Genomic DNA, 13,031 nt, shown 5'->3' on the forward strand with positions numbered 1-13,031 from the left:
TGGACGGATGAGCTCGCTGCCGGTCGTCAACCAGCCGCCCCACCGGTGCGGTGCCCTGGTCGACCACCTCGCCCGCCGGCTCCGGCTGCGCAGCGAATCCGTGCTGGCCCCCCTCGGGCTGCGGCCGCGGCACCTCATCCCGCTCACCGTCCTGCGCGACCGGGGCGGCAGCGCGCAGCAGGACCTGGCGAAGTTCCTGGAAATGGACGGCACCAACGTCGTCACCCTGCTCAACGAGCTCGAGGCCGAGGGCCTGGTCGAGCGGCGCCGCTCCCCCACCGACCGCCGCCGTCACCTCGTCGAGCTCACCGACGTCGGCGCGAAGCTGCTCGCGCGCGCCGAGTTCGCGCTCGCCGCGGTCGAGGACGAGGTCTTCCAGACGCTCAGCCACGACCAGCGCGAGACGCTCTACGCGCTCCTGCAGCAGGCGGCGACCCGGACCGGCACGGAAGCCTGCCGGGAAAACATCGACGGCTGCTGAGCTTCAGTCCGACGGCGGGAAGAGCCGCGGCAGGAACCCGAGCATCAGCGCCGACCAGGTCACGTGCGTCAGCAGCGGTGCCTGCACTCCGCCCGACCGGTGGCGTTGCGCGGCGAAGAGCGTCCCCATCACCGCCGACGCCAGCACCAGCGCGGGATTCCTCGTCGCCGTGGTCGAAAGCACGTACACCACGGTGGACCCCCGCGCGCCGAGAGCGTCGTAGAGCGGGCCGCGGAAGAACACCTCCTCCGCGGCGCCCGTGACGAGTGTCGCCACCGCCACGGAGACCGTCGGGCCGCGGTGGGCGTGGTCGAGCACGCCGGCGATCGCGCGGCGCAGCGGCGGGATGCGCCGGGCCACCAGGGCGCAGCCGTAGAACACGCCGAACGCGCCCGCGGCCGCGGCGACCGGCTGGACGACGTCCCGCCGGCCCCGCGGCACCGGCCCGGCCGCGCGGGCGCCGGCCAGCCACGTCGCCGCGACCGAGGCGGTGAGGACGGGGAACCGGCGCGACCCGGGACGGCTGGCCAGCGACGCGCCGAGCAGCCCGGACCCGGCGGCCGTCACGCCGGCGAGGACCGCCTTCACACCGTCCGCCTGCTCTTCGCCCGCTCGCCCAGTGCCTGCAGCACGGCGTCGTCGTAGCCCGTCGGCTCGAACTCGACGATCCGGCGGATCGCGTCGTCGCGGACGACGACCTCGTTGGTCATCGAGTCGATCAGCGCCCGGCCGGTCGTGACGTCGATGCTCGTCACCAGCGAAAGCCAGTACGACGACAGCCGCGGGGAAAGCAGCGGCACCGGCAGGATCAGCAGCGGCCTGCCCTCGATCGCCGCGACACGCTGCAGCATGTCCCGGTACGCCAGCACCTCCGGGCCGCCGATGTCGAACGTCCGCCCTGCGGCCTCCGGGTGGTCCAGGACGCCGACCAGGTAGCGGACGACGTCGGCGACCGCGATGGGCTGGGTGCGGGTGCCGACCCAGCGCGGGGTGACCATCGCCGGCAGGTGCTCCACCAGCTGGCGCGTCAGCTCCCACGACGTGCCGCCGTGGCCGATCACGATCCCGGCGCGCAGCACCGTGACCGGGACGCCGGTCTCGCCCAGCAGCCGCTCGACCTCGCGGCGGCTGGCCAGGTGATCCGACAGCGAGTCGTCGTCGTCCCCGAGACCGCCGAGGTAGACGATCCGGCGCAGGCGCGCGTCCGCCGCCGCGCGGGCGAACGCGCGCGCGGCGTCCGCGTCGCGGCGCTTGAAGTCCGCACTGTCGAGTGAATGCACGAGGTAGTAGGCGGCATCGGCGCCCCTGAGCGCGTCACGCAGGGAACCGACGTCCGCGACGTCGCCGCGGACGGCTTTCCCGGCACCGCGGTACTTCGCGGGCCGGCGGGTCATGGCGAGCACCTCGTGCCCCGCCGCTTCCAGCGCGGGGCACAACCGGGCGCCGACGAACCCCGACGCCCCGGCCACCAGCACCCGCATGCCCCCGACGTTAGCCGGGACGGCCTTCGCCCGCAGGCCGTCCGCGGCCGGCGAAGCAGACCGCGGCGACGACCACCGCACAGCCGATCAGCTGCGCCCACCCGGGCGTCTCCCCGAGCAGACCGACGCCCAGCAGCACCGCGCCGACCGGCTGCAGCAGCATGAGCGTCGCACCGGTGGTGGCGGACATCCGCGGCAGCGCGGCGGAGATGAGCAGCCAGCCGGCGAGCTGGCCGACCCCGGCGAGCGCGAGCAGCCAGCCGAACGCGGGCCAGCCGGGGGCCAGGTCGAGCGTGCCGCTCGGGAGGCCGAGCACGACGGCGACCACGCCGGCCGACACCGTCGCCAGCACCAGCGAGTGCGCCTGTGTGCCCCTACCGCCGCTGAGCCGGATCAGGAACAGGTAACCGGCGTACCCGGCGCCGGCGAGCAGCGCGGCGACGGCGCCGGTGACCGGGTCCGGGCCGAACGAGCCGGTGCCGGCGAACCCGCCGGCCAGCACGACGCCGCCCAGCAGGACGGGTGCGGTGACGAGGAACCGCTTCGACGGCCGTTCCGCCAGGAACGCGAACGCCAGCAGCGGCACGATCACCACCTGCACGGCGAGGAGCACCGTCGCGATGCCGGCACCGACCCGCGGGATCGCCTCCCCCCAGAGCACGAAGTCCAGGCCGAGGCCGGTACCGGCCAGCAGGGGGAACAGCACACGGCGGCGCTGCCCCGGGCCCGCCTTCCGCCGTTCGCGCGCGGCGAGCGCGATCAGGACCGGCAGGGCCAGCAGGCAGCGCCAGAACGCACTCGTGGCGCCGCTGGTGTGCGAGACCTTGATGAAGACCGACGACAGCGAGATGCAGAAGCTGCCGAGCGCGGCGAGCAGGCGCGGGTCGAGGCGCCGGGTCAACGAGGGAGCCGGGTGGGGCGCGGTCGTGGTCACCCCTTCAGCCTGGTGGCCCCGACTGTCAACGACAAGCGAATGTTTCTGCGCGGAATTCGGTAGGATCGCTACCGTGTTCGGACTCGAGCGGATGCGCGCGCTGCACGCCGTCGCCACCCAGGGCTCGGTCGCCGCGGCGGCCGCGGCCCTGCACGTCACACCGTCGGGGGTGTCGCAGCAGCTGGCGAAGCTGGAACGGGAGGCGGGCCAGCCCCTGCTGGAGCCCCGCGGCCGCGGCGTCCGGCTGACGAAAGCGGGCCAGGTGCTGGCCGGGCACGCCGAGCGGATCCTCGCCCAGGTCGCCGACGCGAAAGCGGACCTGGAGCTGCTGCGGGAAGACGTCATCGGGCCGCTGCGGATCGGCGCGATCCCGACGACGGTGCACGCGCTGCTGCCGCCCGCGCTGGCCACCCTCGCCGAACGGCACCCGCGGCTGGAGGTGACGCTGCACGAGGGCGAGGCGGAGCAGACGATGCCCCGGGTGCCGGCCGGCGACCTCGACGTCGCGGTGGTGGAGAGCTGGACGGACCGCCCGACGGTGATCCCGCCCTCGACCACGCGCGTCGAGCTCTTCTCCGACGTCGCGGACCTCGCCCTGCCCGCCGGGCACCGGCTCGCCCGCCGCCGGACGGTCGATCTGTCCGAAGTGGACGATGTGCCGTGGATCGGCTGGAGCGCCGGGTCCGGCTGCTACGACTGGCTGGTCCAGGTGCTGCGCAAGCAGCGGCTGGAGCCGCGGATCAGCTGCACGGTCGGCGGTTACCCGACGCAGCTGGCGCTCGTCGCGGGCAACGTCGGCGCGGCACTCGTGCCCCGCCTGGCCCGTGACCGGGTGCCCGAAGGCGTCCGCATCCTGGCCACGCGCCCGGCTTTGACCCGGACGATCCACGCGATCTGCCGGGCGGGCGAGGAAGACCACGGCGCGGTGCGCGCCTGCCTGGACGCGCTGCGGGCGGCGTCCGCACGGTTCGTGAGCGCGGGGCGCCCGATCAGCTGACCCCCGCAGCTCTGCAGCCACACCCGGATGTCTTGAACGACTCGTTCCTGTCGTCAGGCGACAGGAACGAGTCGTTCAAGACGTCGGCGTCTGCGGTGGCCGGCTGAGCCGCTCGGCCATCTCGGTCACCAGCTTGCCCGGGCGCCGGTGGTGGACCAGGAAGATCTCCCGCACCGGCCGCGCGTCCACCGCGTCCCGCACCTCGACGCGGGCCGCGCCCACCCGGCCGAGCACGCTCTCCGGCACGAACGCGATCCCCAGCCCGGCTTCGACCAGCGCCAGGATCACCTGGTAGTCCCGCGTTTCGTAGGCGACCCGCAACGCCACCCCCGCGGTGCCGGCCAGCTGCTCCAGGCAGGCGCGGTTGGGCACGCCCGGGCTGCCGGAGATCCAGTCCTCCCCGGCCAGCGCCCGCAGCGTGAGCCGGCGGACGCGGGCCTTCGCGTGCCCCTGCGGCAGGATCAGCCGGAACCGCTCCGAGCGCAGCAGCGACCGCGTCAGCCCGCGCGGGTCGGGCAGCGGCGCCCCCGGGTAGCGGTGGGTGATCAGCAGGTCGAGGTCACGCGAGCTGACCAGGCCGTAGCCGTCGGGCGGTTCGAGGTCCAGCAGCCGCAGCGCCACCGCGGGGTGGTCGCGGCGGAACCGCGCGAGCGCGGCGGGCACCAGCGTCATGCCCGCGCTGGCGAACGTGCCGACGGTGAGCTGCGCCGGCTCCTCGCCGAGCAGCGCGCGGACCGTCCGTTCGGCGGTGCGCAGCTCCCCGGCGATCGTTTCCGCGTGGGCGAGCAGTGCCTCGCCGACCGGCGTCAGCGACACTCCGCGCGGGTTGCGGTTCACCACCGGCGCGCCGACGTCCCGCTCCAGCTTCGCCAGCTGCTGCGAGACCGCGGACGGCGTGAACGAAAGCCGCTGGGCCGCCCCGGCGATCGAACCGGCGTGCGCGACCTCGGCGAGCAGGGTCAGGCGGTGGGCGTCGAGCACGTCAGCCTCCAGCCGTAAGCAACGCTAACGCGAGCATAGGAGACGCCGCTGGTGCTTACGGCTCGCGGCGCGCATGCTGGGGCCATGATCAGCACTGTCGATGTCGAGCAGGCGGCCGCGCGGATCCGGGGCCGCGTCCGCCGGACCCCGGTGTTCACCGCGGACGACGGCGTGTGCTTCAAGCTGGAGCAGCTGCAGCACACGGGGTCGTTCAAGGCGCGCGGCGCCTTCAACCGGATCATCGCCGCGGGTGAGCTCTCGGCGGCCGGAGTGGTGGCCGCCTCGGGCGGCAACGCCGGTCTCGCCGTCGCCTACGCCGCCCGCGAATTCGGCGTGACCGCGCGGGTTTTCGTGCCGGAGACCGCCCCCGTGGTGAAGGTGGCGAAACTGCGGCAGCTGGGCGCGGCCGTCGAACTGGTCGGCGAGAAGTACGCGGAAGCCCACGACGCCGCCGTGAAGCACGCGGCGGACTCCGGCGCGCTCTTCTGCCACCCCTACGACCAGCCGGACATCTGTGCCGGGCAAGGAACTCTCGGCCGTGAGCTGCTGGAGCAGGCCGGCGAGCTGGACACGATCCTCGTGGCGGTCGGCGGTGGCGGGCTGCTGGCCGGCATCGCCGCCGCGGTCGAGGGCCGGGCGCGGGTGGTCGGCGTCGAGCCGCGCACGTGCCCGGCGCTGAACGCGGCGCTGGCCGCGGGAGCGCCGGTGCCGGTCGAGGTCTCCGGCGTCGCCGCCGACTCGCTGGGCGCACCCCGGCTCGGCGACATCGCGTTCGCGGTGGCCACCCGCACCGGCGCCGGTTCCGTGCTGGTCGACGACACCGCCGTCCTCGAGGCGCGCGCGGCGCTGTGGGACCGCTACCGCCTCGCCGTCGAACCCGGTGGGGCGACGGCGTTCGCGGCCCTGCTCGGCGGCGCCTACCGGCCGACGCCGGGCGAACGGGTCGCCGTCGTGCTCTGCGGCGCCAACACCGACCCCGCGACGCTCACTTCCCCGCCAGCCGCGCCACCACCGGGGCGAACTGCTCGATGAACGCGCCGTTGACGCTGATGTAGGACACGCCGAAGGCTTCACGGCGACGTTCGAGTTCCTCGACCATGGCGTCGACGTCGCCCCGCAGCATCCCCAGCGAGTCGCGCTCGATCAGCGTCTCGGCGTCGACGCCGATGAAGCCGCGGATCCACGGCGGGATCTCGTCGCCGACGACCCAGATGTTCATCGCGAACTCGAGGTCGCGCTCGCCGGCCGCCGCGCGGATTTCCGCCACGTACTCCGCCATTTCTTCGCGGGTCGTCAGCACACCACCGGCCAGCGTGACGATGTCGGCCTTCAACCCGGCGAGGCGGCGCACCTTCGGCCCGCCGGCGGCGATCATGACCGGCGTGTGCGCGTCGCCGTCGAGCCGGCGCACGTGGTCGATCGTCTCGGAGATCGAGTCGAGGCGTTCCTGGCCGGTGCCGTAGGGCAGCCCGAGCTCTTCGGCCTGCTGCCGCATTTCCGGCCGCCCGGTGCCGAGGCCGAGCTCGAACCGGCCGCCGGTGACGACGGTCAGGCTGTGCGCTTCCCAAGCCGCGGCCCGCGCGGTGCGCAGCGGGCTCGCCAGGACGAACGAGCCGACGCGCAGCTCGGTCGTCGCCGCGGCGGCGGCCGCGAGCGCCGCGGTCGGCGTCGGCATGTTCAGGTTGTCCGGGCACAGCAACGTCGAATAGCCGAGCTCTTCGGCGCGGCGGGCGGTGGCGAGCCATTTCGCGGCCCCTTCGGTCGCGCCCGCGACCACGCCGAACCGGAACGCCTTGTCCGTCATCGAAAACACCCCCGGTGTGTTGGTCCTTCGAGCAAACCACCGGTGCGCCCGGCCGTGCCACCACGGCCGGGCGCGCGCCCGGCGTCAGCCGCGCTGGTACTCCTCCCAGGTGACCTTGGTGACCTGCGGGCCGTCGTCGGGGTCACGGTGCGCGAGGCCGTTCATGCCCAGGTAGTAGTCGCCGGTCTGGTTCTGCGCACCCGGCGACAGGTCCGGGTCGGAGATCGCCATCGCGTGGATGTGGTACTCGAAACTCGGCGGCGTGCGGAGCCAGGCCGCGAAGCCGACCTTCCGCAGCGCCGTCAGGAGCTTCGTGCGGTTCGCCGACGAAATGCCGGACACCGAGATGTCCATCGCGCCGCCACCGTCGTGCGTGCCGGCCGAAGCGTCGACACCACCGGGGTTGTACGAGCCCTGCGTGAGGGTGACCTGCGAGCCGTAGATCCCTTCCGCGGCCACGAGCATCGCCTTGGTGCGGGTGTTGAGGGTCTTGCTGTGGTAGGTCACCTGGCTGCCGGCGGAAATCGGGTTCGTGACCGTGTACCGGCCTTCGCCCAGCTTCTCCAGCGACGTCTTGCCCGGCAGGCCGGACGCGTCGAGCCCGGTGTAGCCCAGCGACTTCTGGTACTTCGCATACGCCTCGATGGTGCTGCTGCCGAAGTAGCCGTCGACGTACTGGCTCGCCAGCAAGCCCTTCGCCTGCAGCGCCTGCTCGACGAGCAGGACGCTGTCGTGCGCGCCCGGCGTCAGGGTGTCGTCCGCGCGGCGCGGGTCGATCTGGGCCGCCTTCAGGACGGACTCCATGTTCGCCGTCGGCAGCGCCGTCGTGACCGCGGTCTCGGCCTGAGCCGGTGCGGCCACAGCAAACGTGGCTGCGGTGAGCGCCGTCAAGACGGCGGCCTTCGTGAACATCCTTGTCCTCCATGCTTGGATTTCGCTTACGGGGAAAAGGATCACGCAACCGGATACAAGGGACGTACAAACCGGATCCGCCCCAACGGGATTCTTGTAGACGTCCACAAAGGACACGTCGGGTCACCCTCGGTCGCCAGGTGACACCAGAGCGTTGTGGCGAGAAGTAATGCCGCCCACACCGGTTGGACGTTTCCGCTGGTCCAAGCGTGTCATCGAGTGTCACGGAGAGTTCGGGCGCTCCCGAGCTGGACGTTGTCGTGTTCGTTTCGTAACCTGTTCGAGATCTCGCGGCCCCCGGTCGTCACGAGACGGCGACGCGAGATCGCCGCCGATACCCCCTGCCGGGTACCGCACCCCACTGCGCGCTCTCACCTGTTGCGGTCCAGCGCGCGCCGGGGACGGGCGAGGCCCCCGACTCGCCCTGCCGGTACCCGTCGGCGGCCGATCAGCAAAGGAGACCCGCGCGAGAATGCGTTCGCATCCGATCAAGCGCGTGGTGTCAGGTGCCCTCGCCGCGGCTTCGGTGATCACCCTCGTCACCGTGGCCCAGCCGACGGCCACCGCCGCCCCCGTCCCCGTCCTCCAGGCGCCGCCCACCGGGTCGGACGCCCTCGCCAAGTACCGCGACCTCGCGGCACAGGCGGAAAAGCTCAACGAAGACCTGCTCCGCGCGCAGGACGACCTGACCGCGAAGCAGGCCCAGCTCGACAAGGCCAACGCCGACGTCACCGCCGCGAAGAACAGTGGCGCGCAGGCCATCGAGGCGAAGCGGAAGTACCAGTCCGAAGTGGACGAGTTCGCCGGCGCGTCGTTCACCAGCGGCGTCCAGATGAACAAGCTGTCGGCCCTGCTGGCCGGCACGTCGACGCAGGACTTCCTGGACCGCTCGGCGGCACTCGAGGTCATCGCGACCGACAAGAACGCCGCGATGGACAACCTCACCACCGCGGCCGACAAGGCCGCGGTCGCGGAGAAGACGGCGGCCGACGCGGCGAAGCGGGCGCAGGACGCCCGGGACGCGGCGGCGAAGCTGACCTCGGACATCCAGGCCAAGAAGAAGGACCTGCAGGCCCAGATCGACCAGATCGAGGCCCAGAGCCGCAACCTGAGCAGCGCCGACCGGGCCGCCCAGCGGGACACTGGCGGTTCGGCGCCCACCGTCAAGGCACCCACCGCGGCCGCGCAGACCGCGGTCAACGCGGCGCTGAGCAAGCTCGGCAGCGCCTACGTCTGGGGCGCCACCGGGCCGAGCACGTTCGACTGCTCCGGCCTCATGCAGTGGGCGTACAAGCAGGCGGGCATCAACCTGCCCCGCACGTCGTCGGCGCAGGCCGGCTTCGGCACGCCGGTGTCGCGGGACCAGCTGCAGCCGGGTGACCTGGTCGCCTACTACTCCCCCGTGTCCCACATCGGGATGTACATCGGCGACGGCAAGATGGTGCACGCGCCGACGAGCGGCGACGTCGTCAAGATCTCGCCGCTGCTGAGCGAGTACGCGGGCGCGACCCGGCCGACGGCCTGAGTTCGCGCGGGTGCCCCGGTCCGGGAGGTGTAGAAATCCCGGAACGGGGCACTTTCCGCGCATGGTCGACAACTACGACGCCGCGACGGTCGAGGCCGTCGGCGAGGTCACCGAGGCGCTCGAGACGATCGAACGCGCCCGCGGGCACCTCTACTCGTTCCACCAGCTGACCGGCAGCGCGGACCTGGCGCTCGGCGCGGCCGTGGAGAAGCTGGAGAAGGCCGGCCACACGGACTGGGCGCGGCGGATCTCCGAAGAGCTGATCGGGCTCAACGTGTTACCCGATCGGTGGACATTCCAGGTCGTCGAAGAGTACGACGACGGCTACTACAAGACGTGCCGCGACTTCGAGCGCGAGTTGCTGGCCGCCCTCACCGACGGCCGCCGCCACCTGCACGAACAGCAAATGAAGGACGACCGCCGCACGCACGGCAGGCCGGGTCACGAGGCGGGCGCGCCGAGCAGGCCGCCCGCCGGCTCGTGACCGGCGATTGTCGGACCCCTGCGCTACAGTCGAACGCAGACGAACAGATGTTCGATTGGAGGAGTCATGACTGATCAGGTGGAACCCAACCCCGAGAAGGACCCGAGCGACTGGACGACCGGTGACGAGCCGATGACCGGCCCGCAGAAGTCGTACCTGCAGACGCTCGCCCAGGAAGCCGGCGAAGAGGTGCCGGACAACCTGACGAAGGCCGAGGCGTCCGCCCGCATCGACGAACTGCAGAAGGCGACCGGGCGCGGCGGCTGAGGGCCGGTGTCCCGGCGTCAGCGTGGCCGGGAGGCCGGGATCCGCCACAGCACGGCGGCCTCCCGTTCCCCGCGCCGGGCCCGGGCCCGGACGGCGAGCAGCCACGCGATGCCGATCACCGAGACCAGGGCGAGGCCGCCCCAGGAGAGCACGGTGAAGACGTCGGCTTGCAGGGCGGTCGGCTGCGGCTGGTAGCCCTGTTCGAGCTGGACGTACTGCCACGGCGTGCCGGTGAGCAGGAGGGTGAGCACGAGGGCGATGCCGTGCATGGCGTCCCACAGCGCGTGGAGGAGGGCGACACCGAGGTAGCTGAGCAGCAGGCGGAGCGTCAGGGCGAAGTGGCGGTGGTCGCTGGCGGAGAAGAGCACGCCACCGAGGATGGCGGTCCACAGGCCGTGCCCCACCGGCGCGAGGACGCCGCGCAGCAGCTCGGTCTGGACGAGGTCCATGAGCGAAAGGCCGCGTTCGGTGAACAGCGCGGTGAAGGCGTACCCGGCCGACTCGAAGGCGGCGAACCCGAACCCGACGGCGGCGCCCAGCACGAGCCCGTCGGAGGCGAACTTCACCCGCAGGTGCCGGGTGAGCACGGCCAGGACGGCGAGCTTGACGGCTTCTTCGATCAGCCCGACACCGACGAACAGCCACGGGGAGGGATGCAGCAGGTAGGACTCGAGCAGCGACGCGGCGAGCACCCCGAGCACACCGCCGGCGACGAAGGTGCTGAAGAGGAGTTCGGAGGTCACCTCCCCACTCCGTCGGCGCCCGAACGCCCAGGCGACGAAGGTGACGGGCACGAGGAAGCTGCCGAGCAGCACCACGGTGGGCACCAAGTTCGGGTTGCCGGTGACAAAGGTGACGACGACGGCGAGCACCCACAGGAGGGCACCGGTCAGGAACATGCGCAACCAGACCCGGCGCGGCCGGGTACCGGCATCGGACCGTGCGGACGGGAAGGCCATGGAGGTACTTTGCCCCGGTTCGCGCGGCTCCGCACCCGCTGAGGAGGGTGAGATGCCGTTCGCACGATGAGCGGCCGGACTACGGCCGTCGAGGGTGCCGGCACCGGCGGGGCGCGCCAGGGCTCCGGCAAAGTCGGAGCACGCTGTGTGCATGCCTCACGGTCGTGAACGGCACGCTGAGGAACAACTGGCGCCCACCCAGACCTCCCCCGCCACCCCGATACGAAGCCAGAACACGGACGGTAGTGCCGGGTCAAGGCACGCTTTCCCGCCTTGACGCGGTGCTGCCGTCCGTAGTCACAATCGGGCTTCGGGGTGGTGGGCCCCTGAACGGCTGACCAAGGCGACCTGACGCTGCTCGGTCGGCCGCGCCCGGTTGGCCGCAGTTGCGTGGCCAGCCCGGCCTCGTCGGCTGCGGCAGCGGCTTGCGGCTTGCGGCTGCCGCTGCGGCTTGCGGCTGCCGCTGCGGCTTGCGGCTGCCGCTGCGGCTTGCGGCTGCGGCTCGCGGCTGCGGCTGCGGCTCGCGGCTTGCGGCTTGCGGCTTGCGGCTTGCGGCCCAGCCAGCGCGCTCTCGCAGCGCCCCCGCACCCTGCCCACCCGCCCGCCGCACCTGATCGATCCGCGTGTGCCCGAAACCACGGCATACCGGCCACCGCCGCGGGTAGCCGACACCGAGATGCCCGACTCCCGAAGGAGGACATCCCGTGTACCTGATCGTGTTGCTCGTGACCATCGCCGGGCTGCTCGTGCTCGGTGTGAGCGTCCTGCGAGCATTGCCCAAGGCCTATCCCCTCACCGCGAAGCGCACCCTCGTCGTGGCGTGGCTGGTGGCTGCCGGCGGGGTCGCCTGGTGGGCCGCCGCTCCCGGGGCCGGGCCGCTTGTCGTCGCCGTCGTCGGGTTCGGTTTTGTCGTGGCCACCTTGAACCGCGGGCCCGAACGGCCGTCCTACCCGCGTTCCACGCCCTACCAGCCACCCCGCTGATCGGGCGTGAGGGCTCAAGCTGCTTCGGGCAGCGCCGCGCCCGTCACGCGCAGCAGGAACTCCGCGTTGGAACCGGTCTTGCGGAGCTGGGCCAGCAGCTGCTCGATCGCGTGCGGGCCCGGCAGCGCCCGCCGGACTTCGCGCATCGCGGCCAGTTCTCCCGGCGTCACCAGGAGTTCTTCGCGCCGCGTGCCGGACGCGGCGAGGTCGACCGCCGGGAAGACGCGGCGCTCGGCCGTTTTGCGGTCCAGTTTGAGCTCGGCGTTGCCGGTGCTCTTCAGCTCTTCGAAGAACACCGTGTCCGCCAGCGATCCGGTTTCCACCAGCGCCGTCGCGACGATCGTGAGTGAACCGCCGCCCTCGACGTTGCGGGCGGCGCCGAGGATCCGCTTCATCGGCTGCAACGCGGCCGCGTCGACGCCACCCGACAGCGTCCGGCCGGACGGGCGCACCGAAAGGTTGTACGCGCGGCCCAGCCGGGTCAGCGAATCGAGCAGCAGCACGACGTCTTCGCCGCGTTCCACCAAGCGTTTCGCGCGCTCGACGACGAGTTCCGCCACCGCTACGTGCTCGGCGGGCGGGCGGTCGAACGTGGACGCGATCACCTCGCCGCGCACGGTCCGGCTCAGCTCGGTGACCTCCTCCGGGCGTTCGTCGGCGAGCAGCACCAGCAGCCGGCACTCCGGGTGATTGGCCGCGATGCCGTGGCCGATTTCGCGCAGCACCGTGGTTTTCCCCGCTTTCGGCGGCGAAACGACCAGCGCGCGCTGGCCCTTGCCGAGCGGGGTGACGAGGTCGATCACCCGCGGCAGCAGCCGCGTCGGCGTCGTTTCGAGCAGCAGCCGCCGGTCCGGGTGGATCGGGACGAGGTCGGCGAAGCCGGGGCGCGGCTCGCCGGGATCGGCGCCGTTGACGCTGGTGATCACCTCGGTGGTGCCGGTGATTTCGTCGCCGGGGCGCAGCTTGTGCTTGCGGACGAGGGAAAGCGGCAGGGCGACGTCGTCGGGCGCCGGCCGATAGCCGGGGCGGACGTACGGCGTTTTGCCGGACAGGTCGAGGATTCCGTGAACGGACATGGGTGTCTCCTGGGATGACGACCGGCGCGCGGACAGCGGGCCGGGAACGAGGAAAGAGGCCGATCGGCCTGGATCCGGGAGCTTCCTCCGGGCGGCCGACGGCCGGCATCCGCGAGGAGCGCCTCCACCATAGCGACACATCTCACG

Annotated in this window: 15 protein-coding genes; 7 read left to right on the plus strand and 8 right to left on the minus strand. The window is 72.4% G+C overall.

Annotation, left to right across the window (positions count from 1 at the left end; all coding sequences use genetic code 11):
* The first annotated feature begins 7 nt into the window (after nucleotides 1–7).
* A complete protein-coding gene (locus AB0G28_RS24445) occupies nucleotides 8–481 on the plus strand; it encodes a MarR family winged helix-turn-helix transcriptional regulator (RefSeq protein WP_361093093.1) in 474 nt (157 codons plus the stop codon).
* A gap of 3 nt (nucleotides 482–484) precedes the next feature.
* Here the strand turns inward: AB0G28_RS24445 and AB0G28_RS24450 are convergent, their stop codons facing one another.
* The 3 genes from AB0G28_RS24450 to AB0G28_RS24460 are packed head-to-tail and all read right to left on the minus strand — an operon-like array spanning nucleotide 485 to nucleotide 2,896.
* The gene (locus tag AB0G28_RS24450; protein ID WP_361093096.1) at nucleotides 485–1,069 is read right to left on the minus strand and encodes a CPBP family intramembrane glutamic endopeptidase; all 585 of its coding nucleotides are present in this window, start codon (nucleotides 1,067–1,069) and stop codon (nucleotides 485–487) included.
* Nucleotides 1,066–1,962, minus strand: a complete 897-nt coding sequence (locus AB0G28_RS24455) for an NAD(P)H-binding protein (protein WP_361093099.1) — start codon at nucleotides 1,960–1,962, stop codon at nucleotides 1,066–1,068. Before AB0G28_RS24455 ends, AB0G28_RS24450 begins: the two co-directional genes overlap by 4 nt.
* 10 nt (nucleotides 1,963–1,972) lie before the next feature.
* Entirely contained in the window at nucleotides 1,973–2,896 is a 924-nt protein-coding gene (locus AB0G28_RS24460) for a DMT family transporter (protein WP_361093102.1), read from the minus strand.
* 73 nt (nucleotides 2,897–2,969) lie between these two features.
* Here AB0G28_RS24460 and AB0G28_RS24465 point away from each other — a divergent pair, with 73 nt between their 5' ends.
* Nucleotides 2,970–3,893, plus strand: a complete 924-nt coding sequence (locus AB0G28_RS24465) for a LysR substrate-binding domain-containing protein (RefSeq protein ID WP_361093105.1) — start codon at nucleotides 2,970–2,972, stop codon at nucleotides 3,891–3,893.
* A gap of 75 nt (nucleotides 3,894–3,968) precedes the next feature.
* Here AB0G28_RS24465 and AB0G28_RS24470 read toward each other — a convergent pair whose 3' ends face one another.
* Entirely contained in the window at nucleotides 3,969–4,874 is a 906-nt protein-coding gene (locus AB0G28_RS24470; protein ID WP_361093108.1) for a LysR family transcriptional regulator, read from the minus strand.
* An 84-nt stretch (nucleotides 4,875–4,958) separates the two neighbouring features.
* Between AB0G28_RS24470 and AB0G28_RS24475 the strand changes: the two genes are divergently transcribed.
* Nucleotides 4,959–5,906 carry a threonine/serine dehydratase gene (locus AB0G28_RS24475; protein WP_361093111.1) on the plus strand — a complete coding sequence of 316 codons (948 nt, stop codon included), beginning with the start codon at nucleotides 4,959–4,961 and terminating at the stop codon, nucleotides 5,904–5,906.
* On the opposite strand, the gene AB0G28_RS24480 is transcribed toward AB0G28_RS24475, so the two are convergent.
* Both AB0G28_RS24480 and AB0G28_RS24485 read right to left on the minus strand, forming a co-directional pair.
* Nucleotides 5,860–6,678: an LLM class flavin-dependent oxidoreductase gene (locus AB0G28_RS24480; protein ID WP_361093114.1), complete on the minus strand. Its 819-nt coding sequence runs from the start codon at nucleotides 6,676–6,678 to the stop codon at nucleotides 5,860–5,862. The two genes, AB0G28_RS24475 and AB0G28_RS24480, sit on opposite strands and share 47 nt — an antisense overlap.
* A gap of 84 nt (nucleotides 6,679–6,762) precedes the next feature.
* A complete protein-coding gene (locus AB0G28_RS24485) occupies nucleotides 6,763–7,590 on the minus strand; it encodes a peptidoglycan-binding protein (protein ID WP_361093117.1) in 828 nt (275 codons plus the stop codon).
* 472 nt (nucleotides 7,591–8,062) lie between these two features.
* Here AB0G28_RS24485 and AB0G28_RS24490 point away from each other — a divergent pair, with 472 nt between their 5' ends.
* The 3 genes from AB0G28_RS24490 (at nucleotide 8,063) to AB0G28_RS24500 (ending at nucleotide 9,866) form a co-directional block, all read left to right on the plus strand.
* A complete protein-coding gene (locus AB0G28_RS24490) occupies nucleotides 8,063–9,115 on the plus strand; it encodes an NlpC/P60 family protein (protein ID WP_361093120.1) in 1,053 nt (350 codons plus the stop codon).
* 61 nt (nucleotides 9,116–9,176) lie between these two features.
* Nucleotides 9,177–9,599 (plus strand): hypothetical protein, encoded by a 423-nt coding sequence (locus AB0G28_RS24495; protein ID WP_361093123.1) that lies wholly within the window; start codon nucleotides 9,177–9,179, stop codon nucleotides 9,597–9,599.
* A gap of 66 nt (nucleotides 9,600–9,665) precedes the next feature.
* Nucleotides 9,666–9,866 carry a DUF3072 domain-containing protein gene (locus AB0G28_RS24500; RefSeq protein ID WP_361093126.1) on the plus strand — a complete coding sequence of 67 codons (201 nt, stop codon included), beginning with the start codon at nucleotides 9,666–9,668 and terminating at the stop codon, nucleotides 9,864–9,866.
* A 17-nt stretch (nucleotides 9,867–9,883) separates the two neighbouring features.
* Here the strand turns inward: AB0G28_RS24500 and AB0G28_RS24505 are convergent, their stop codons facing one another.
* Nucleotides 9,884–10,825: a PrsW family glutamic-type intramembrane protease gene (locus tag AB0G28_RS24505; RefSeq protein WP_361093129.1), complete on the minus strand. Its 942-nt coding sequence runs from the start codon at nucleotides 10,823–10,825 to the stop codon at nucleotides 9,884–9,886.
* Nucleotides 10,826–11,529: 704 nt separating this feature from the next.
* Between AB0G28_RS24505 and AB0G28_RS24510 the strand changes: the two genes are divergently transcribed.
* Nucleotides 11,530–11,808: a hypothetical protein gene (locus AB0G28_RS24510; RefSeq protein ID WP_361093132.1), complete on the plus strand. Its 279-nt coding sequence runs from the start codon at nucleotides 11,530–11,532 to the stop codon at nucleotides 11,806–11,808.
* Between the two features lie 14 nt (nucleotides 11,809–11,822).
* On the opposite strand, the gene rho is transcribed toward AB0G28_RS24510, so the two are convergent.
* The gene (gene rho, locus AB0G28_RS24515; RefSeq protein WP_361093135.1) at nucleotides 11,823–12,884 is read right to left on the minus strand and encodes a transcription termination factor Rho; all 1,062 of its coding nucleotides are present in this window, start codon (nucleotides 12,882–12,884) and stop codon (nucleotides 11,823–11,825) included.
* Between the last annotated feature and the right edge of the window lie 147 nt (nucleotides 12,885–13,031).

The organism is Amycolatopsis sp. NPDC021455, from assembly GCF_040640995.1.
Taxonomy (GTDB): Bacteria; Actinomycetota; Actinomycetes; order Mycobacteriales; family Pseudonocardiaceae; genus Amycolatopsis.